At 42.9% G+C, this 19,323-nt stretch carries 21 protein-coding genes; 19 read left to right on the top strand and 2 right to left on the bottom strand.

Features of this window, described 5'->3' with window-relative positions; genetic code table 11:
• Positions 1–621 precede the first annotated feature (621 nt).
• From rpmH to noc, 8 genes are all read left to right on the top strand, one after another.
• Positions 622–756: a 50S ribosomal protein L34 gene (gene rpmH, locus ABZM97_RS21310; protein ID WP_003178075.1), complete on the top strand. Its 135-nt coding sequence runs from the start codon at positions 622–624 to the stop codon at positions 754–756.
• 152 nt (positions 757–908) lie between these two features.
• Complete coding sequence (gene rnpA / locus ABZM97_RS21305) at positions 909–1,259, top strand: ribonuclease P protein component (RefSeq protein ID WP_003242628.1); 351 nt, start codon at positions 909–911, stop codon at positions 1,257–1,259.
• Positions 1,260–1,402: 143 nt separating this feature from the next.
• Positions 1,403–2,188: a YidC family membrane integrase SpoIIIJ gene (gene spoIIIJ, locus ABZM97_RS21300; RefSeq protein ID WP_087993744.1), complete on the top strand. Its 786-nt coding sequence runs from the start codon at positions 1,403–1,405 to the stop codon at positions 2,186–2,188.
• Complete coding sequence (jag, locus tag ABZM97_RS21295; RefSeq protein WP_202327739.1) at positions 2,185–2,811, top strand: RNA-binding cell elongation regulator Jag/EloR; 627 nt, start codon at positions 2,185–2,187, stop codon at positions 2,809–2,811. Before spoIIIJ ends, jag begins: the two co-directional genes overlap by 4 nt.
• Positions 2,812–3,122: 311 nt before the next feature.
• Complete coding sequence (gene mnmE / locus ABZM97_RS21290; RefSeq protein ID WP_087993746.1) at positions 3,123–4,502, top strand: tRNA uridine-5-carboxymethylaminomethyl(34) synthesis GTPase MnmE; 1,380 nt, start codon at positions 3,123–3,125, stop codon at positions 4,500–4,502.
• 19 nt (positions 4,503–4,521) lie between these two features.
• Positions 4,522–6,408, top strand: coding sequence for a tRNA uridine-5-carboxymethylaminomethyl(34) synthesis enzyme MnmG (gene mnmG, locus ABZM97_RS21285; protein ID WP_367387118.1), 1,887 nt, complete (start codon positions 4,522–4,524; stop codon positions 6,406–6,408).
• A gap of 13 nt (positions 6,409–6,421) precedes the next feature.
• Positions 6,422–7,141, top strand: coding sequence for a 16S rRNA (guanine(527)-N(7))-methyltransferase RsmG (rsmG, locus tag ABZM97_RS21280; protein WP_087993748.1), 720 nt, complete (start codon positions 6,422–6,424; stop codon positions 7,139–7,141).
• Between the two features lie 121 nt (positions 7,142–7,262).
• Positions 7,263–8,114, top strand: a complete 852-nt coding sequence (gene noc, locus ABZM97_RS21275; protein WP_003236638.1) for a nucleoid occlusion protein — start codon at positions 7,263–7,265, stop codon at positions 8,112–8,114.
• A gap of 49 nt (positions 8,115–8,163) precedes the next feature.
• Here noc and ABZM97_RS21270 read toward each other — a convergent pair whose 3' ends face one another.
• Positions 8,164–8,604, bottom strand: coding sequence for a PH domain-containing protein (locus tag ABZM97_RS21270; protein ID WP_087993767.1), 441 nt, complete (start codon positions 8,602–8,604; stop codon positions 8,164–8,166).
• Between the two features lie 244 nt (positions 8,605–8,848).
• Between ABZM97_RS21270 and soj the strand changes: the two genes are divergently transcribed.
• Positions 8,849–9,610 carry a sporulation initiation inhibitor protein Soj gene (gene soj / locus ABZM97_RS21265; protein WP_003219244.1) on the top strand — a complete coding sequence of 254 codons (762 nt, stop codon included), beginning with the start codon at positions 8,849–8,851 and terminating at the stop codon, positions 9,608–9,610.
• Positions 9,603–10,451, top strand: coding sequence for a stage 0 sporulation protein Spo0J (gene spo0J, locus ABZM97_RS21260; protein ID WP_087993750.1), 849 nt, complete (start codon positions 9,603–9,605; stop codon positions 10,449–10,451). The genes soj and spo0J overlap by 8 nt, the downstream gene beginning before the upstream one ends.
• A 42-nt stretch (positions 10,452–10,493) precedes the next feature.
• Here the strand turns inward: spo0J and yyaC are convergent, their stop codons facing one another.
• Positions 10,494–11,111 carry a spore protease YyaC gene (gene yyaC, locus ABZM97_RS21255; RefSeq protein ID WP_087993751.1) on the bottom strand — a complete coding sequence of 206 codons (618 nt, stop codon included), beginning with the start codon at positions 11,109–11,111 and terminating at the stop codon, positions 10,494–10,496.
• Between the two features lie 499 nt (positions 11,112–11,610).
• Between yyaC and ABZM97_RS21250 the strand changes: the two genes are divergently transcribed.
• From ABZM97_RS21250 to ABZM97_RS21210, 9 genes are all read left to right on the top strand, one after another.
• Positions 11,611–12,630, top strand: a complete 1,020-nt coding sequence (locus tag ABZM97_RS21250; protein ID WP_202327741.1) for a hypothetical protein — start codon at positions 11,611–11,613, stop codon at positions 12,628–12,630.
• A 93-nt stretch (positions 12,631–12,723) separates the two neighbouring features.
• The gene (locus ABZM97_RS21245; RefSeq protein WP_087993753.1) at positions 12,724–12,930 is read left to right on the top strand and encodes a DUF951 domain-containing protein; all 207 of its coding nucleotides are present in this window, start codon (positions 12,724–12,726) and stop codon (positions 12,928–12,930) included.
• A gap of 50 nt (positions 12,931–12,980) precedes the next feature.
• Positions 12,981–14,984 (top strand): molybdopterin-dependent oxidoreductase, encoded by a 2,004-nt coding sequence (locus tag ABZM97_RS21240; RefSeq protein ID WP_202327742.1) that lies wholly within the window; start codon positions 12,981–12,983, stop codon positions 14,982–14,984.
• A 126-nt stretch (positions 14,985–15,110) separates the two neighbouring features.
• Positions 15,111–16,211 carry a redox-regulated ATPase YchF gene (ychF, locus tag ABZM97_RS21235; RefSeq protein WP_087993755.1) on the top strand — a complete coding sequence of 367 codons (1,101 nt, stop codon included), beginning with the start codon at positions 15,111–15,113 and terminating at the stop codon, positions 16,209–16,211.
• 110 nt (positions 16,212–16,321) lie between these two features.
• Positions 16,322–16,609, top strand: a complete 288-nt coding sequence (gene rpsF, locus ABZM97_RS21230) for a 30S ribosomal protein S6 (RefSeq protein ID WP_014115888.1) — start codon at positions 16,322–16,324, stop codon at positions 16,607–16,609.
• Between the two features lie 40 nt (positions 16,610–16,649).
• On the top strand, positions 16,650–17,171 hold the full coding sequence (ssbA, locus tag ABZM97_RS21225) for a single-stranded DNA-binding protein SsbA (protein WP_039074877.1): 522 nt from the start codon (positions 16,650–16,652) through the stop codon (positions 17,169–17,171).
• Between the two features lie 43 nt (positions 17,172–17,214).
• Entirely contained in the window at positions 17,215–17,454 is a 240-nt protein-coding gene (rpsR, locus tag ABZM97_RS21220; protein WP_010332656.1) for a 30S ribosomal protein S18, read from the top strand.
• Positions 17,455–17,515: 61 nt separating this feature from the next.
• Entirely contained in the window at positions 17,516–18,274 is a 759-nt protein-coding gene (gene xth / locus ABZM97_RS21215) for an exodeoxyribonuclease III (RefSeq protein ID WP_087993756.1), read from the top strand.
• 58 nt (positions 18,275–18,332) lie between these two features.
• A complete protein-coding gene (locus tag ABZM97_RS21210) occupies positions 18,333–19,268 on the top strand; it encodes a LacI family DNA-binding transcriptional regulator (RefSeq protein WP_202327744.1) in 936 nt (311 codons plus the stop codon).
• The last annotated feature ends 55 nt before the right edge of the window (positions 19,269–19,323 follow it).

Below are 19,323 nucleotides of genomic sequence, written 5' to 3'. Positions count from 1 at the left end.
CTTCCGGCACGTCCCTCCTTTTCATAGAAAATAGCGTCTTTCTCTGTTATAGAACACAAAAAAAGAGCAAATGGCGCTTGCCATTCGTACACATTAAATGTTGAAAACATATAATATAGTAGATAAATAGCTTTTCGACAAATTTCACAACTTGTGGACAAGGTTCTACACAAGCTGTGTGAAATCAATCCACAACTTATCCACACTTTGTGGATAAAAAGGGAAGGTGAGATTAGTAATTAAGAGTTAAAACACAAATATAATACCAAAATAAACGAGAGCTTGCAATGGGTCTCACAATCTTATCCACAAAGCGGACAGCCTGTTGAAAAAAAATTGTCCACAGACGTTGGTAATGTGAAAATGTTGTCGATAACCTCTGTGGATATTAAAAAAGGCGTAAAAGATATCCACATTCGTGATTTTAGGGCAAATTGTTAGGTTGTCTTTTTTCGTTAATTTAAGGAATCTTAAAAATAAGGTTTCGAAAGTTGAAAAGGTATGTTATCCTATTATGGTTGCGAGAAACAAAAGCACTAGTGAAGTTGACAATGAACAGGTAACGCAAATATAATAAGTAAGACTGTCTTTAACAGCTATTCCTCGAGGGAGGTGTCATAAATGAAAAGAACATTCCAACCGAATAACCGTAAACGCAGTAAAGTTCATGGCTTCAGAAGCCGTATGAGTTCAAAAAACGGTCGTCTAGTTTTAGCACGCCGTCGCCGTAAAGGCAGAAAAGTATTATCAGCTTAGGCCACTGAATAATGTCAGTGGTCTTTTTTCACGTTATGGGAAAAGATAGATGTGATGCGGAATGAACCGGGGGTTGCTTCCTGGTTCTGACGCATCTCATTTTTCATCATAAATTTTAAAAGTTTCTGCCAGCCAGTATCGGAGTGAGTCATTTGAAGAAGCGAAATCGTTTAAAGAAAAATGAAGATTTTCAAAAAGTGTTTAAGCATGGGACATCAGTAGCGAACCGCCAATTTGTCTTATATACGCTTGATCAGCCTGAAAACGATGAGCTGCGTGTCGGGCTTTCCGTCAGCAAAAAAATTGGCAACGCTGTGATGCGAAATCGGATCAAACGTTTGATTCGGCAGGCCTTTCTTGAAGAGAAAGAGAGACTGAAGGAAAAGGATTACATCATTATTGCCAGAAAACCGGCGAGCCAGCTGACATATGAGGAAACAAAAAAAAGTCTGCAGCATCTATTCAGGAAGTCTTCTTTATATAAGAAATCTTCGTCAAAGTAGGCATTGCCACTGCTTTCTTACAACTTTTAAAAGCGCTTCCTTTCTGGTTATCAGAAAAAGACACCATTTAAAACTGAAAGATGCTAAAATACATACAAGTATGCTTTGCAATAAAAGAGCGTAAAGATTGATTATAGGAGGAAATGTTCTTGAAAAGGAGAATAGGGTTGCTATTAAGTATGGTTGGCGTATTCATGCTTTTGGCTGGATGCTCGAGTGTGCAAGAGCCGATCACTGCAGATAGTCCGCATTTTTGGGACAAGTACGTAGTATATCCATTGTCTGAGCTCATTACGTATGTAGCGAAAGTGACGGGAGATAACTATGGGCTTTCAATTATTCTTGTTACCATTTTGATTCGTTTATTAATTTTGCCGCTGATGATTAAGCAGCTGAGAAGTTCGAAAGCGATGCAGGCTTTACAGCCGGAAATGCAAAAGCTTAAAGAAAAATACAGTTCAAAGGATCAAAAAACGCAGCAAAAGCTTCAGCAGGAAACAATGGCTTTATTCCAAAAGAACGGTGTCAATCCGTTGGCGGGATGTTTCCCGATTTTAATCCAGATGCCGATTTTAATTGGATTCTATCATGCGATCATGAGAACACAGGCGATATCAGAGCATAGTTTCCTATGGTTTGACTTAGGAGAAAAAGATCCTTACTATATTCTTCCTATCGTTGCCGGGGTCGCTACATTTGTTCAGCAAAAGTTGATGATGGCGGGGAATGCGCAGCAAAATCCGCAAATGGCGATGATGCTTTGGATTATGCCGATCATGATTATCGTATTTGCAATCAATTTCCCGGCGGCTCTTTCTCTTTATTGGGTAGTCGGTAACTTGTTTATGATTGCGCAAACTTTCCTTATCAAAGGACCTGATATTAAAAAAGATCCTGAACCGCAAAAAGCCGGAGGAAAGAAAAAGTGAGGAATGTGACTGCTGCAGGGCGAAATGTCGATGAAGCAGTACAGTCTGGGTTGCAAGAGCTGGAATTAACAATGGATAAGGTGGAAATGACCGTTATTGATGAGGGAAACAAAGGGTTTCTTGGTATTTTCGGTAAAAAGCCGGCGGTCGTAAAGCTTGTTGAAAAGATTGACCCGATTCAGCAAGCGAAGTCTTATCTAAAAACAATTGCCGAAGCCATTGCCGGGAAGTCTGATGTGACTGTTCAAGAAAACAAAAAGACAGTGAGTTTCCATATAACAGGTGAAAAAGCGGCACTGTTGATTGGGAAAAGAGGACAAACCTTAAATGCCCTTGAAACTTTGACACAGCTTGTTATTAATCGTTATTCAGGCCCATTTAAACATGTGACGGTGGATGCTGAAAACTATCGCTTGAAAAGAAAAGAAACTCTGAGTCAGCTGGCCACCAGGCTTGCAGATCAGGTGTTGAAAACGAAAAAAGCAGTTCATCTTGAACCTATGCCGTCCAGTGAAAGAAAAGTCATCCATGATACTCTTTCTGGATATGCAAATCACCAGATCAAAACGTATTCAATGGGTGAAGGCGAAAATCGCCATCTCGTTATTTCCCATAAAAAATAGCATAAAACCGAAGTCCGGTAAAAAGCGGATTTCGGTTTTTTTTGTATGGTAAAAAGCTATTTTTCCTAGTAATATCAAGCTTTTGCCGTTTAAGTTTTTTCTTTTTAGGTGTATCCTGTTGATAAAAAGGAAGTTCAGGAAATAAAATTAATTGTTATTCACATGTGGATAAGTTAAAGTAATAGAGGGTGAATCCCTAATTCTGTGGATAACACATCTTCCACTTCGAACCAAACTATGTTATCTTTTAGTTTTGGCATAATAAAATTTTTTTATATAGATGAAAGTATAAGTAAAGAGAGGTGAACAGCATGGATACAATTGCGGCAATTTCCACTCCGATGGGAGAAGGCGCGATTGCGATTGTACGGTTGAGCGGACCAGAAGCAATTCAAATCGCTGATAAAATGTATAAAGGGCCGAAGGAGAAAACACTCAGCTCGGTTGAATCACATACGATTCATTATGGTCATATCGTAGACAGACCTTCGGATCGTGTCGTTGAGGAAGTAATGGTATCAGTGTTAAAAGCGCCGAGAACTTTTACACGTGAAGACGTCATCGAAATTAACTGTCACGGGGGAATTGTGACTGTAAACCAAGTGCTTCAGCTCGCATTGAGAGAGGGAGCGAGACTGGCAGAGCCGGGTGAATTTACGAAACGCGCGTTTTTAAACGGCCGAATCGATCTTTCACAGGCTGAAGCGGTTATGGACTTAATCAGAGCAAAAACGGATCGGGCAATGAATGTCGCTATGAATCAAATGGAAGGGCGTCTTTCTGCTTTGGTGCGCCGTTTGCGCAGTGAGATTTTAGAAACACTGGCTCATGTTGAGGTGAATATCGATTATCCGGAGTATGATGATGTTGAGGAAATGACACATCAGCTTTTGGTTGAAAAGGCAACCGCCGTGAAAAAAGAAATTGAGGCGCTGCTGAGGACTTCTGAGCAGGGAAAAATCTTGCGTGAAGGTCTTTCTACTGTCATTATCGGACGGCCGAATGTAGGGAAATCATCTCTTCTGAACAGCCTCGTTCATGAGGCGAAAGCCATTGTAACCGATATTCCCGGAACGACTCGGGATGTGATAGAGGAATACGTTAATGTAAGGGGCGTTCCGCTTCGTCTGGTTGATACTGCAGGTATTCGTGAAACAGAGGATATTGTTGAACGAATCGGTGTTGAACGTTCTCGCCAGGTTCTAAAGGAAGCGGACCTGATTTTACTTGTGCTTAATTATAGTGAAGAGCTTTCTGAAGAAGACGTAAAGCTTTTTGAAGCGGTTGAGGGCATGGACGTTATCGTGATTATGAATAAGACTGACCTTGAGGCTAAGATTGACATTGAGCGTGTCCGTGAGCTTGCCAAAGGACGTCCTGTTGTTACGACATCCCTATTAAAAGAGGAAGGCATCAATGATTTAGAAGAAGCGATTCAATCGCTTTTCTACACGGGTGCCATTGAAAGCGGAGATCTGACGTATGTCAGCAATACACGCCATATCTCTATTTTACAGCAAGCAAAAAGTGCCATTGAAGATGCGCTTAGCGGCATCGAACAGGATGTCCCGATCGACATGGTGCAAATTGACCTTACAAGATGCTGGGAGCTGTTGGGCGAAATCATCGGAGATGCTGTCCACGAAAGCTTGATTGATCAGCTCTTTTCACAATTCTGTTTAGGAAAATAATAAAAGGAGGAACCGAATCATGGGGTATGAAGCAGGCCAATACGATGTGATTGTGATTGGCGCCGGGCATGCCGGTGTTGAGGCTGCCCTCGCATCAGCACGCCAAGGCGCCAAAACACTTGTCTTGACCATCAACCTAGATATGGTTGCATTTATGCCATGTAATCCGTCTGTCGGCGGCCCCGCAAAAGGGATTGTCGTCCGCGAAATTGACGCGCTCGGCGGAGAAATGGGCAAAAACATCGATAAAACGCATATTCAAATGAGAATGCTGAATACTGGAAAAGGTCCTGCCGTCCGCGCATTGCGTGCACAAGCAGACAAATTCCAATATCAGCACGAAATGAAAAATACACTTGAAAAAGAACCAAACTTAACAATGCTGCAAGGAATTGTGGAGCGGCTGATCGTTGAAGACGGCGAATGCCGCGGTGTCATTACACAAACAGGCGCGCATTATCGTGCGAAAGCAGTTGTCATGACGACAGGGACATATTTAAGAGGACGAATCATTCTTGGAGATCTGTCTTACTCAAGCGGTCCGAATAACCAGCAGCCTTCTATCAAGCTTTCTGAGCATTTGGAGGAACTGGGCTTTGACCTTGTTCGTTTTAAAACAGGTACGCCGCCTCGCGTCAAAAGCGATACGATTGATTACAGCAAAACGGAAATTCAGCCTGGTGACGATGTGCCTCGCGCTTTCTCATATGAAACAGTGGAATATATTACAGATCAGCTTCCTTGCTGGCTGACATATACAAGCCCTGAGACACATGAGATTATTGACGGCAACCTGCACCGTTCACCGATGTATTCCGGTATGATCAAAGGGACGGGTCCTAGATACTGCCCGTCCATTGAAGATAAAGTTGTCCGTTTTAATGATAAACCGCGTCACCAAATCTTCCTTGAGCCGGAAGGCAGAAATACGCAGGAAGTCTATGTCCAAGGTTTATCTACAAGTCTTCCAGAAGATGTACAGCAAAGAATGCTTGCAACGATTCCGGGTCTTGAAAACGTGCAAATGATGAGAGCCGGCTATGCGATCGAGTACGATGCGATCGTACCAACACAGCTGTGGCCGACACTTGAAACGAAAAAAATCACAAACCTTTACACGGCAGGCCAAATTAACGGAACATCCGGTTATGAAGAAGCTGCGGGACAAGGAATTATGGCGGGAATCAATGCAGGACGAAAAGCGCTTGGAGAAGAAGAAGTGATTTTAAGCCGTTCTGATGCCTACATTGGGGTTCTGATTGATGACCTTGTGACAAAAGGAACCAATGAACCATACCGTCTTTTGACATCACGTGCAGAATACAGATTGCTTCTTCGCCATGACAATGCTGATTTGCGTCTGACAGAAATCGGGCACCGCATTGGATTGATTTCTGATGAGCGACATGCAGCTTTTGAGAAGAAAAAAGCGGCGATCGAAGCGGAGAAAAAACGTCTGCACTCTGTGATTATCAAGCCATCTCCGGAAAATCAAGAATATATCCGTTCTCTTGGCGGAAGCGAATTGAAAGATGGCGTTCGCGGCACAGACTTGATGAAACGTCCTGAAATGAACTATGAAACAGTCACTAAACTGGCGCCGCCAGAAGTGCCGGTTCCGCAAGACGTGGCAGAACAAGTAGAAATCCAAGTGAAATATGAAGGATATATTGAAAAATCCCTTCAGCAAGTGGAAAAACTGAAGAAGATGGAAAACAAAAAAATTCCGGAGCGAATTGATTATGACGCAATCAAAGGGATCGCGACTGAGGCGCGTCAAAAACTAAAAAATGTGCGTCCTTTGTCTGTTGCCCAAGCTTCCCGCATTTCCGGTGTAAACCCGGCGGACATTTCAATTCTATTGGTGTATTTAGAGCAGGGACGCATTGCGAAGATAGCCGAATAGAAAGGATGACGGCATGAATATTGAAGAATTCACTTCTGGTTTGGCGGAAAAAGGGATCTCCCTTTCTCCCCGTCAGCTGGAGCAATTTGAGCTGTATTATGACATGCTGGTTGAATGGAACGAAAAAATCAATCTGACTTCAATTACAGAGAAAAAAGAAGTGTATCTTAAGCATTTTTATGATTCCATTACAGCCGCTTTTTATGTCGACTTCAATCAGATGAACACGATTTGTGATGTCGGAGCGGGAGCGGGTTTTCCGAGTCTTCCGATTAAAATATGCTTTCCGCACCTCCATGTTACAATCGTGGATTCACTAAACAAACGGATTACGTTTTTAGAAAAGTTGTCTGAAGCTTTGCAATTGGAGAATACGACATTCTGCCATGACAGAGCTGAAACATTCGGACAGCGGAAAGACGTACGGGAAAGCTATGATATTGTGACGGCGCGAGCAGTTGCAAGACTATCTGTTTTGAGCGAACTTTGCCTGCCTCTGGTGAAGAAAAACGGTTTATTTGTTGCTTTAAAAGCCGCATCAGCTGAAGAAGAACTGAATGCTGGCAAAAAAGCGATCACGACGCTTGGAGGAGAACTTGAGAATATCCATTCCTTTAAGCTGCCTATTGAAGAAAGCGATCGTAATATTATGGTGATACGAAAGACAAAAAATACACCTAAGAAGTATCCAAGAAAACCGGGAACTCCTAATAGATCGCCAATTGAAGGGTAATTTAGACAGCCTGATGTGACAATACCATCATATTTTCATCAAAATTGGTGGATGTACAGCAGGAAAAACCATGAGAAAATAGAATTATAAAAATGGCAGTTTTTAAAGGTGGTGTAGGTACATGAAGCATTCATTCTCTCGTTTCTTCGGGCTTGGTGAGAAGGAACAGGAACCGGAGATTGCTGAACAAGAGACAAACAAAGAAGAGATTCTGGAAATACCGGTAAATGCTATCGTTCCCAACCGTTTTCAGCCACGCACCATTTTCTCAGATGAAAAAATCAAAGAGTTAGCAATGACCATTCATACACACGGCATTATTCAGCCGATTGTTGTCAGGCATACAGAAGAAGAAGGCCAATACGAACTCATTGCAGGTGAAAGACGCTGGAGAGCGGTTCAATCGCTCGAGTGGGAAAAGATTCCGGCTATTATTAAGGATTTTTCGGATACGGAAACCGCTTCTGTAGCGTTAATTGAAAACTTGCAGCGGGAAGAACTGTCTTCTATTGAGGAAGCGCATGCCTATGCTAGGCTTCTTGAGCTTCATGATTTAACACAGGAAGCTCTCGCGCAGCGTTTAGGAAAAGGGCAGTCAACAATTGCGAACAAGCTGCGGTTATTAAAGCTGCCTCAGCCGGTCCAAGACGCGATTATGGAGAAGAAAATCACTGAGCGGCATGCCAGAGCACTGATTCCGCTGAAACAGCCTGAGCTCCAAGTCACACTGCTCACAGAGATTATTGAGAAAAGTTTAAATGTAAAGCAGACGGAAGACCGAGTGGTGAAAATGCTGGAGCAAGGCCAGAGAAAACCGAAGCCGAGACGCAAAGCGTTCAGCAGAGATACAAGAATTGCAATGAACACGATTCGACAGTCACTATCAATGGTTGAAGACAGCGGTGTAAAATTGAATACAGAAGAAGAAGAATTTGAAGAATATATTCAATTAACGATTCGCATACCAAAATAAAAGCTCTCCTGAAAAGCAGGAGAGCTTTTATTTTTATTGTAAAAGGGAATTAATTACTTTTAGTTAACGTTGTTATATTAGAATTCTTTTCTTTGAGCATGTGGATAAATTCTTCAGTATCTTGCGGAGAAATCACTGCGTGCCCCCAGCCGCCCAGATAATATATCGTGATGGTATGACGAGACCCGATTAGACGAAAACCTGACCACAGCTTCTTTTTCTCAACCACTTTGTCGATTTTTTCGTAAGGAATTTGATGTTTAATCAGTCCGGCTTTAATGATCAAATGATGCTCCCTTAATACATATTTCAGATCAATAAAGCTCCAAATGATGAGCACATTTAAAAGCGTCAGCAGAGTAAAAATGATCCAGCCTGAAACCCTCATATTTCCCAGCACAAAAGGAACAATGGCATCTGCTTGTATCAGTAATATGAGAAAAACAATCATCAGCGTAACGGGTACATCTCTCTTTGTTTTATAAACCATATTCTCACCGTCCTGTACATTCTGCACGGTAACTTCTTCTTTTTTTCTTTGAGAAATCCCTTTTTTAAGTCAAAAAAACATAGAAATCGCAGAATTTATAAGAGATAGTATTAGCTGTTCTTTAAATTTTCAATTATTTCCCTTCTGAATCGGAACAAAATGATGAAAAAAATGAAACGCTTTAATCTTTTTTTGATAGAATAGAAATAAGATAGTACATGTTCATGTGAAAGTAGGTGACATCGTGGGAAAAATCATAGCAATTACGAACCAAAAAGGCGGAGTCGGCAAAACAACGACGTCTGTCAACCTTGGGGCATGCTTAGCTTACATAGGGAAAAGGGTTCTGCTGGTAGATATTGATCCGCAGGGAAATGCGACAAGCGGATTAGGGATTGAAAAAGCCGATGTAGAGCAGTGTGTGTACGATATTTTAGTAGATGATGCAGATGTAATAGATATAATTAAAGCAACGACAGTAGAGAACTTGGACGTGATTCCTGCGACGATTCAGCTTGCAGGAGCTGAAATAGAGCTGGTTCCGACGATTTCAAGAGAAGTGAGACTGAAGAGGGCGCTTGAAGCAGTAAAGCAGAATTATGATTATATTATTATTGATTGTCCGCCGTCATTGGGGCTGCTGACGATTAACGCGCTTACTGCCTCAGATTCCGTTGTGATTCCTGTACAGTGCGAATATTACGCTTTGGAGGGGCTCAGCCAGTTATTAAATACTGTACGTCTTGTGCAAAAGCATTTGAATACCGATTTAATGATTGAAGGTGTATTGCTGACAATGCTTGATGCCCGGACAAATCTCGGCATTCAAGTGATTGAAGAAGTTAAAAAATATTTTAGAGATAAAGTATATAAGACGGTTATTCCGCGTAATGTCCGTCTGAGTGAGGCACCGAGTCACGGAAAACCCATCATTTTATACGATCCGCGGTCAAGAGGCGCAGAAGTATATTTAGATTTAGCAAAGGAAGTGGCTGCGAATGGCTAAAGGCCTTGGAAAAGGGATTAATGCGTTGTTTAATCAGGTCGATTTGTCTGATGAGACAGTTGAAGAAATTAAAGTTGCTGATTTACGCCCTAATCCTTATCAGCCAAGAAAACACTTTGATGACGAGGCATTAGCTGAACTAAAAGAATCTGTGCTGCAGCATGGCATTCTACAGCCGCTTATCGTCAGAAAATCTTTAAAAGGCTATGATATTGTTGCGGGCGAACGGCGTTTTCGAGCGGCAAAGCTGGCGGGTTTAGACACGGTTCCGGCGATTGTCCGTGAATTATCAGAGGCATTAATGAGAGAAATTGCTTTATTGGAAAACCTTCAGCGTGAAGATTTATCGCCGCTTGAAGAGGCTCAGGCCTATGACTCTTTGCTGAAACACTTAGACCTCACGCAAGAACAGCTTGCCAAACGTCTTGGGAAAAGCAGACCGCATATTGCGAATCATTTAAGATTGCTGACCCTGCCAGAAAACATTCAGCAGCTTATTGCCGAAGGTACGCTTTCAATGGGACATGGACGCACGCTTCTTGGCCTGAAAAATAAAAATAAGCTTGAACCGCTTGTACAAAAAGTGATTGCGGAACACCTCAATGTTCGCCAGCTTGAACAGCTGATTCAGCAGTTAAATCAGAATGTTTCACGTGAAACAAAGAAAAAAGAACCTGTGAAAGACGCGGTTATAAAAGAACGAGAATCTTACCTCCAAAATTATTTTGGAACAACGGTTAATATTAAACGACAAAAGAAAAAAGGCAAAATCGAAATTGAATTTTTCTCTAATGAAGATCTTGACCGGATTTTAGAGCTTTTGTCTGAACGAGATTCATAAATATTACAGAAACCATCTTTCAAACGAAGATGGTTTTTTGTTTTATATTCGCCCAGTGATCCTTTGAAGCGGGCTAAGGCGTTCCTGCCTCCACTCTGTCCGATCTGTTAAACTCAATCCTTCAGCAAGAACACTTGCCATATTCATGACCAAGTGCAGCCTTGTATTTTGTAAAACAAAGTATTCCATAAAACCACTCACATTCACAATTCCGTTAATATGAAGATCTCCCACTTCAGGAAGGTCTTTTTGCACACCAGCTCCCGGCTTTAATGGTCCGTCTCCGATTTGAAACGATCCCACACTTTTAACGCGTCCTAAGCATGCATCGACCGCTATAATAAACGGGTTTTTATGTATTTTTTGAATGTCATTGATTTTATCCTTCATATTTACAGCATGAACGGGATCAGATAAAGTGCCATAGACATGAAATCTAGTGAGATGCATCTGTTTGAGTTTCATTCCTACGAGCGGGCCTAATGAATCACCGGTTGAACGGTCTGTTCCGATACAAACCACGATAATCGGTCTGCCGGCAGCTTTACGTAAGGATGAAGAAAGGATGGTTTGGATTTGTTTTGCTGCAGCTGCATCCGTATGTGAAACATAATGCTTTACTCGTTCCTGAGAGGAAAAAAGCCCGCCTTTTCGATTCATAGGTTTCACTTCCTTGTTATAGTAGGTAGCAAAATAGCTGTGGTGTGTGTTTAGATATGTAAGGTTGTTTACAGTATATCCAGCAGCAGGGTCTTTTATGCTTCGTGTATGGAGCCGGATATTTTTTATCAATAGAGGGCGTAATATGAGTGGTTAGTAGGTTGATTACAAGTGTTGTGCTCCAATGCCTCGATCATGATCAAGCTAGGGTCTGCTTACAAAACAATTGAGAATAGATGTCTATACTGATTGTGTTTTAATGACGGCGAAGTCAAAGATTTCGGTATCAGAAGTGATTTTCATCCGTTCTTCAATCGGCGGCATAGTTAGAAAAAGTGAAGAATGAGGATCTCGGACTGTCTGCATTGGCAGTTTTTATGTGTATTTCGTATGATAATTTCACCTTGCGGCCAATGTCTATGAAAATATGGCATGTTTGCTGTCTGTTATTTATATAGTAACAATAGCGGGAACAAGCTGAACTCTGTGCTATGAGGTGATGAGGTTGTGGAGAGCCGGGATGAAGTGGATGCTGCTCATATTAGGGAGCCTGATCGGGGCCGGATATGCGAGCGGTCAGGAGATTTGGCAGTTTTTTGGGGCGGAAAGCGGACTTGCTATTGTGCTGTTTACAATCATGTTCATGTTCTCGTCTTATATTGTGATGAAAATTAGTTTTAAGGTTCAATCCACTCATTTTCTGCCGGTTCTGGAGCATCTGATGGGACCATGGCTGGCGAAAATTTATGATGTCCTCATTGTTTTTTATTTGTTTTCGACGACTATGGTGATGATTGCCGGAGGCGGTGTGACCCTGCAAATGTACAAGCTTCCTTTCTGGTGGGGAATTGCGCTGATTTGTATCGTGACTGTGTGTTTGTTTTTCTGGGATGTGAAAGGGATATTATCAGTAAATGGTGTTTTAATACCTGTTTTAGTTGCGGGTCTGCTGTATGCGTTGATCTCCTTTCAGAACACTCACCACCACACGTGGACGATTGATTTGACCCGGCAGTATAACTGGCCTGCGAGCATTACGTTTACCTCTTTGAACATCCTTTCAGTGGTTGCGATTTTATCTTCCGTCGGGAAAGAAATGAAAGGACTCGGAGAAGCGAAAATCGCCAGTGTGGCAAGCGGTCTTATTTTTGGTGTGATCTCATTTATTTATAATGAAACGTTAGTGGAGCTGGCGGGCTCCCTTTCTCAGTTTGAAATACCGTTGTTTGCCGTTTTGGAGGGTGCGCCTTATCTCCTTTTTTTATGTATGACGGCGGTTCTGTGTCTGGCGATTTATACGACGACGGTAGCTGGTTTGCTGGGGCTGTCCAGCCGGCTGAAGGCGTTTGTTCATATGCCGAGATGGATGATTGTGTTGATTCTGTTAGCGTTGATGGTGCCTTTTACTTCTTTCGGATTTTCTGATTTGATCGCGTTCTTGTATCCGATATACGGGTTGCTGAATTTGTACTTGTTAGTTTGTCTGCTGTTATATCCTATTTTGAGTAAATGGAAATAAAAGGATGTATTTCTTTTCGGATATCTTGATTGCTCTTATGATCAATTTTTTTGTACAATAGATACAGCAGTTTATGAAAAGAGGTGAAGGGTCTTGGCGGATAAAGACTTTGGCCTGAATGATGTCGTAGAAATGAAAAAACCGCATCCATGCGGAGTGAACAGCTGGAAAATTATACGCATGGGAATGGATATTCGAATTAAGTGTGAGGGATGCTCTCACAGTGTAATGATTCCTAGAAGAGAATTTGAAAGAAAACTAAAAAAAGTACTAGTCAAGCATGAGGAGCCTACTTCATAAAAAGGCCTGCACTCATGCTTTTTCATATAGAAGGTAAGGAGAAGACGGCGATGAGCAAAGTGCATCAGTCAGCTTGTCCGCTGAATTGCTGGGACAGCTGCGGCTTTTTGGTGACTGTTGATGAGGGAAAGGTAACAAAAGTGGACGGAGATTCGAATCATCCGATTACGGAAGGCAAAATCTGCGGCCGCGGCAGAATGCTTGAGACAAAAACAAATTCGCCTGATCGGCTTCGCTATCCGATGAAAAAACAAAATGGCGAGTTTGTGCGGATTTCTTGGGAGCAGGCGCTTGATGAAATTGCCGATAAACTCCGGGAGATCAAGGAAACGTCGGAGACAACTGCTGTTTTGCACAGCCATGATTATGCGAATAACGGTTTGTTAAAAGCGCTAGATCAGCGTTTTTTTAATGGATATGGCGGCGTGACTGAAATCGTCGGCAGCATATGTTGGGGCTCAGGTATCGAGGCGCAAAGCTGGGATTTCGGCCGTTCGTATGGGCACGGCCCGCTTGATATTTACAACAGCAAACATGTTGTTGTGTGGGGGAGAAATGTATCCAGAACAAATATGCACTTATACCATCACTTGCAGCAGGTGAAGAAAAAGGGCGCCACGATTACGGTGATTGACCCGATCTTCAACCCGACTGCCAAGCTTGCAGACCGGTATATCTCTGTCAAACCGGGAATGGACGGCTGGCTTGCGGCAGGCATTTTGAAGGTTCTGATTGAGACAGGAAGAACGGACGAGACGTTTATTTTTGAGCACTCTGTCGGTTTTAATGATGTGAAAGAGCTTTTGGACACTGTTTCTTTAGAGGAGTTTATTATCAAAACAGAAACTTCTATGGAGGAGCTGGAGTATTTGGCTGGTTTGTATGCTGATGGCCCGGTGTCTACCTTTATGGGGCTCGGCATGCAGCGATATAAAAACGGCGGCGAAACGATTCGCTGGATTGATGCACTCGTTGCGGCAAGCGGAAATGTCGGAATTAAAGGCGGCGGCGCGAATTTCGGGAACGTCCAGATCGGTGAGAGCTTTGCAAAAACGAAGCTGACCCTGCCGGAATTAAAAACAGCATCACGTTCGTTTTCCATGATGACGCAGGCTGAAGAGGTGTTGACGTCTGCTGATCCAGCTATTGAGATGATCATTGTGACGTGCGGAAATCCGCTGACTCAGGTGCCAAATACCAATAAAGTAAGACAAGCATTTGAAAACGTGCCGATGACGGTGGCGATTGATTCGATCATGACGGATACGGCAAAGCTGTGTGACTATGTGCTGCCGACTGCCACTGTTTTTGAAGAAGAGGATATCTACTACTCCAGCATGTATCATCATTACGTTCAGTACGGGAAGAAGCTTGTGGAACCGCAGGGAGAAGCAAAGTCGGACAGCTGGATTTGGTCAGAGCTTGCAAAACGCCTTGGATTTGGCGAGCTGTTTGACTACAGCACTGAAGAATTTTTAGAGATGGGGCTTTCTTCATTGGAAGCAGAGAATGTGACGCTTAAGCGATTGAAAGAAAAAGGCCACCTCCCTCTTCCGGTCAAGCAGGTTCCGTGGGAGGATTATCAGTTTTTGACGCCGAGCGGAAAATTTGAATTTACTTCGTCGTTAGCTGAGGAAAAAGGATTTAGCGGTTTGCTTCAATTAAACGTACCCGAAGAATCTGTTTTCCATAATGAAGAGTTAGCCGAAAAGTATCCCTACACGCTTTTGTCTATTCATCCGCAACGCTCTAATCACTCTCAGCATGTGCCGTTTATTGAAAAGCTTCAGCATATTCAAGTTGATATTTCTCCAGATATAGCGGTGGAGCAGAATCTTCAGGACGGAGACGAGGTCAGTATCTTTAATGACCGCGGGCGCTTGAAGGGCAAGGTGAAGGTGATGAAGCAGGCTCATCCAAAGACGGTTAATATAGATGAGGGCATGTGGGCGGCTTTTGGAGGCTCAGTCAATACACTGACAAACGATACAAATTCCGATAATGGAATGGGAAGTACGCTTTTTGACTGTTTAGTAGGTTTGAAAAAAGCATAATCAAAGGGATTAACAGGCTGAAAATGCTTTTTTGTCAGCTTGTCTTTTCCAGTGAACCTCCTTATAATTGCTCTAGGTTCAAAATACGTTTATACAATGACGGTTTTATATAGAGGAGATGAAAGAATGGCTTTAACAGCTGGAATTGTCGGTTTGCCGAACGTTGGGAAATCAACATTATTTAACGCAATTACACAGGCCGGTGCCGAATCAGCCAACTACCCGTTCTGTACGATTGATCCGAATGTGGGAATTGTAGAAGTACCGGATGATCGTCTGCAAAAGCTGACTGAGCTGGTCAAACCGAAGAAGACTGTGCCGACTGCTTTTGAATTCACTGATATTGCAGGGATCGTAAAAGGCGCGTCTAAAGGAGAAGGACTCGGTAACAAATTTCTTTCTCATATTCGGCAGGTTGACGCGATTTGCCACGTTGTCCGTGCTTTTTCTGATGACAACATTACACACGTTTCCGGAAAAGTTGATCCGATTGATGATATTGAAACAATCAACCTTGAGCTGATCCTTGCTGACATGGAAACGGTTGAAAAGCGGATTACACGCGTCAGCAAACTTGCAAAGCAAAAAGATAAAGACGCTGTATTCGAGTTTGAGATTCTGTCTAAACTGAAAGAAGCGTTTGAGAATGAAAAACCCGCTCGTTCTGTTGAGTTTACTGAAGAGCAGCAAAAGCTTGCAAAGCAGCTTCATTTATTGACTTCGAAGCCTATCTTGTATGTGGCGAACGTGAGTGAAGAAGAAGTGGCTGACCCGTCTGGCAATGAAAATGTAGCGAAGATTCGTGAGTACGCTGCCGGCGAAAACGCGGAAGTTATCGTTGTCTGTGCGAAAATTGAATCTGAAATCGCTGAGCTTGAAGGCGAAGAAAAGCAAATGTTCCTTGAAGAGCTTGGCATTGAAGAATCAGGTCTTGATCAGCTGATTAAGGCGTCATACTCTCTGCTTGGCCTTGCAACATATTTCACAGCCGGGGAACAGGAAGTCAGAGCTTGGACATTCAAAAGAGGCATGAAAGCCCCTGAGTGTGCAGGCGTTATTCATAGTGACTTTGAGCGAGGCTTCATTCGTGCTGAAACTGTTGCTTATGAGGATCTTCTTGCGGGCGGCGGCATGGCAGGAGCCAAAGAAGCAGGAAAAGTCCGTCTCGAAGGGAAAGAATATGTGGTCCAAGACGGGGATGTTATTCATTTCCGATTTAATGTATAGGATGCAGTTGTAAAGGGACAAGAGCTTTGGTATAATATAAAATTGTGAGTAATAGAATTATTGCTCCTTGCCCATTATGGGCCGCTTAGTCCAAAAGGAGGTGCAAACAGATGAGAAAGTACGAAGTTATGTACATTATCCGCCCAAACATTGACGATGAGTCTAAAAAAGCAGTTATCGAGCGTTTCAACAACGTTCTGACTTCTAACGGTGCGGAGATCACTGGAACAAAGGATTGGGGTAAACGTCGTCTTGCTTACGAAATCAACGATTTCCGCGACGGTTTCTACCAAATCTTAAACGTTCAAGCTGATGCTGCGGCAGTTCAAGAATTTGACCGTCTAGCTAAGATCAGTGACGATATCATTCGCCACATTGTTGTTAAAGAAGAAGAATAAGCAATTTTGAAATATATAATGGTAAAAGGTGGTCTTTCTTATGCTTAACCGAGTTGTATTAGTCGGAAGACTGACAAAAGACCCAGAGCTTCGTTATACGCCAAACGGTGCGGCTGTTGCCACGTTTACTCTTGCTGTGAATCGTACGTTTACGAACCAGTCCGGAGAACGTGAAGCCGATTTCATTAATTGTGTCACTTGGAGAAGACAAGCTGAAAACGTTGCAAACTTCCTGAAAAAAGGAAGCCTTGCAGGCGTAGATGGCCGTTTACAAACAAGAAACTATGAAAACCAGCAAGGACAGCGTGTCTTCGTGACCGAAGTTCAAGCTGAAAGTGTTCAGTTTCTTGAGCCTAAAAGCGGCGGCGGTTCTGGTTCAGGTGGATACAACGAAGGAAACAGCGGCGGAGGCCAGTACTTTGGCGGAGGCCAAAATGATAATCCATTCGGGGGAAATCAGAACAACAACCAGAGACGCAATCAGGGAAACAGCTTTAATGATGACCCGTTTGCCAACGACGGCAAACCGATTGACATCTCGGATGATGATCTTCCATTCTAATGAGAATATCGCTTAATCTAAAACAGAAAGGAGGGAAATGACAATGGCAGGAGGACGCAGAGGCGGTCGTGCGAAACGCCGTAAAGTGTGTTATTTCACTTCTAACGGTATCACGCACATCGACTACAAAGATGTAGATCTTCTTAGAAAGTTTGTTTCTGAGCGCGGTAAAATTTTACCACGTCGTGTAACTGGAACAAACGCTAAATACCAACGTAAATTGACTGCAGCGATCAAACGCGCTCGTCAAATGGCTTTACTTCCATACGTAACTGGTGAGTAAGCTGATACGTAAAGAGCAAGGACCTTCGGGTTCTTGCTCTTTTTTATAGGGGGGATGAAACATGAAGCTGATTTCTTGGAATGTAAACGGCCTGCGGGCTGTTATGAGAAAGATGGATTTCCTCTCTTACCTGAAAGAAGAGGATGCAGATATTATATGTCTTCAGGAAACAAAGATACAGGACGGCCAGGTCGATCTTCAGCCTGAAGGCTATCATGTGTATTGGAATTACGCAGTGAAAAAAGGATATTCCGGCACGGCTGTTTTTTCAAAAAAAGAGCCGCTGCGGGTTATGTACGGTATCGGAAAGGAAGAGCATGATCAAGAAGGCAGAGTGATTACGCTGGAATTTGAAAACATGTTTGTGATGACCGTTTACACGCCCAATTCTAAAAGGGGTTTGGAGCGGATCGATTACCGAATGCAATGGGAAGACGCTTTATTATCTTATATTCTTGAATTGGATAAGAAAAAACCGGTCATTTTATGCGGCGATTTGAACGTAGCTCATCAGGAGATCGATTTGAAAAATCCAAAAGCGAATCGGAATAACGCTGGATTTTCTGATCAAGAAAGAGGGGCATTCACTCGTTTCTTAGAAGCTGGATTTATTGACTCATTCCGTCATGTCTATCCTAATCTTGAAGGCGCTTATTCCTGGTGGTCGTATCGCGCCGGCGCCCGGGAAAGAAATATCGGATGGCGTCTCGATTATTTTGTTGTTTCCGAAAGGCTGAAGGGACAGATTGGGGATGCCTGCATATCAGCGGACGTCATGGGTTCCGACCATTGTCCTGTTGAACTTATGATCAATATATGATGAGATGGCAGTAAGGAATTTACACTTACTGCTTTTTTATATGAAAAAGGAGAAAGAGATGGCAAACATAAAAGAGATTGCAAGATTGGCAAATGTATCTGTTTCGACCGTTTCACGTGTATTGAATCATTATCCGTATGTGTCTGAAGAAAAGAGGAAACTTGTTCATCAAGTCATAAAGGAATTAGATTACATACCAAATCGAACCGCAATCGATTTGATTCGCGGGAAAACCCATACTATCGGTGTGATTCTGCCTTATAGCGATCATCCCTGCTTTGATAAAATCGTAAACGGGATCACCAAGGCGGCATTTCAGCATGAGTATGCAACGACCCTTCTCCCCACCAATTATAACCCCGCTATTGAAATCAAATATCTAGAACTGTTAAGAACGAAGAAAATAGATGGTCTCATCATAACATCCCGCGCCAATGACTGGGACAGCATTATCGCTTATCAGGAGTATGGGCCGATCATTGCATGTGAGGATACCGGAGAGATTGATGTCCCATGTGCTTACAATGACAGAAAAGCTGCGTATGCAGAGAGCTTTCGCTATCTAAAGAGCCGGGGACATGAGAATATCGCTTTTACGTGCGTCAGAGATGCCGGCAGGAGCCCGAGCACGGCTGATAAAGCTGCGGCCTATAAAGCTGTCTGCGGGAGGCTGGAAGACCGTCATATACTGTCAGGATGCAACGATATGAATGACGGTGAGCGGGCTGCACAGCACTTTTATACGAGCGGGCAGGTACCGACTGCTATTTACGCAAATAGTGATGAAGTGGCAGCTGGAATCCATGTATTTGCCCAAAAGAATAAATGGGATGTTGAAATCATTGGCGAGGGGAATTCTTCTATCAGCCGAGTTCTTGGCTTTCCGTCGCTAGATTTGAATCTTGAGCAGCTCGGCATCGCAGCATTCTCTCTATTCTTGCGGGATGAACCGATTGATATCAAAATTCAGCATCAATTCGAGAAAAAAGCTTGAACTGAAATGCATTTCATACTTTATAACTTCTTTGAAGGTGAAGATGAAGGAGGAG

The sequence above is a fragment of the Bacillus vallismortis genome, from assembly GCF_040784915.1.
Classification (GTDB): domain Bacteria; phylum Bacillota; class Bacilli; order Bacillales; family Bacillaceae; genus Bacillus; species Bacillus subtilis_G.
The sequence above is the reverse complement of the archived record's forward strand: the minus strand, read 5'-3'. Positions and strand labels throughout refer to the sequence as shown.

Coding starts and splice junctions, on each gene's coding strand:
- yyaC (WP_087993751.1), bottom strand. CDS start 11,111: ATGAATCGAAAAGGCGGGCTTTTTTCCTCTCAGGAACGAGTAAAGCAT.
- ABZM97_RS21210 (WP_202327744.1), top strand. CDS start 18,333: ATGGCAAACATAAAAGAGATTGCAAGATTGGCAAATGTATCTGTTTCG.
- rpmH (WP_003178075.1), top strand. CDS start 622: ATGAAAAGAACATTCCAACCGAATAACCGTAAACGCAGTAAAGTTCAT.
- spoIIIJ (WP_087993744.1), top strand. CDS start 1,403: ATGTTCTTGAAAAGGAGAATAGGGTTGCTATTAAGTATGGTTGGCGTA.
- ABZM97_RS21250 (WP_202327741.1), top strand. CDS start 11,611: ATGAGGTTGTGGAGAGCCGGGATGAAGTGGATGCTGCTCATATTAGGG.
- mnmE (WP_087993746.1), top strand. CDS start 3,123: ATGGATACAATTGCGGCAATTTCCACTCCGATGGGAGAAGGCGCGATT.
- spo0J (WP_087993750.1), top strand. CDS start 9,603: ATGGCTAAAGGCCTTGGAAAAGGGATTAATGCGTTGTTTAATCAGGTC.
- rpsR (WP_010332656.1), top strand. CDS start 17,215: ATGGCAGGAGGACGCAGAGGCGGTCGTGCGAAACGCCGTAAAGTGTGT.
- ssbA (WP_039074877.1), top strand. CDS start 16,650: ATGCTTAACCGAGTTGTATTAGTCGGAAGACTGACAAAAGACCCAGAG.
- ABZM97_RS21270 (WP_087993767.1), bottom strand. CDS start 8,604: ATGGTTTATAAAACAAAGAGAGATGTACCCGTTACGCTGATGATTGTT.
- mnmG (WP_367387118.1), top strand. CDS start 4,522: ATGGGGTATGAAGCAGGCCAATACGATGTGATTGTGATTGGCGCCGGG.
- rpsF (WP_014115888.1), top strand. CDS start 16,322: ATGAGAAAGTACGAAGTTATGTACATTATCCGCCCAAACATTGACGAT.
- noc (WP_003236638.1), top strand. CDS start 7,263: ATGAAGCATTCATTCTCTCGTTTCTTCGGGCTTGGTGAGAAGGAACAG.
- rsmG (WP_087993748.1), top strand. CDS start 6,422: ATGAATATTGAAGAATTCACTTCTGGTTTGGCGGAAAAAGGGATCTCC.
- ychF (WP_087993755.1), top strand. CDS start 15,111: ATGGCTTTAACAGCTGGAATTGTCGGTTTGCCGAACGTTGGGAAATCA.
- ABZM97_RS21240 (WP_202327742.1), top strand. CDS start 12,981: ATGAGCAAAGTGCATCAGTCAGCTTGTCCGCTGAATTGCTGGGACAGC.
- xth (WP_087993756.1), top strand. CDS start 17,516: ATGAAGCTGATTTCTTGGAATGTAAACGGCCTGCGGGCTGTTATGAGA.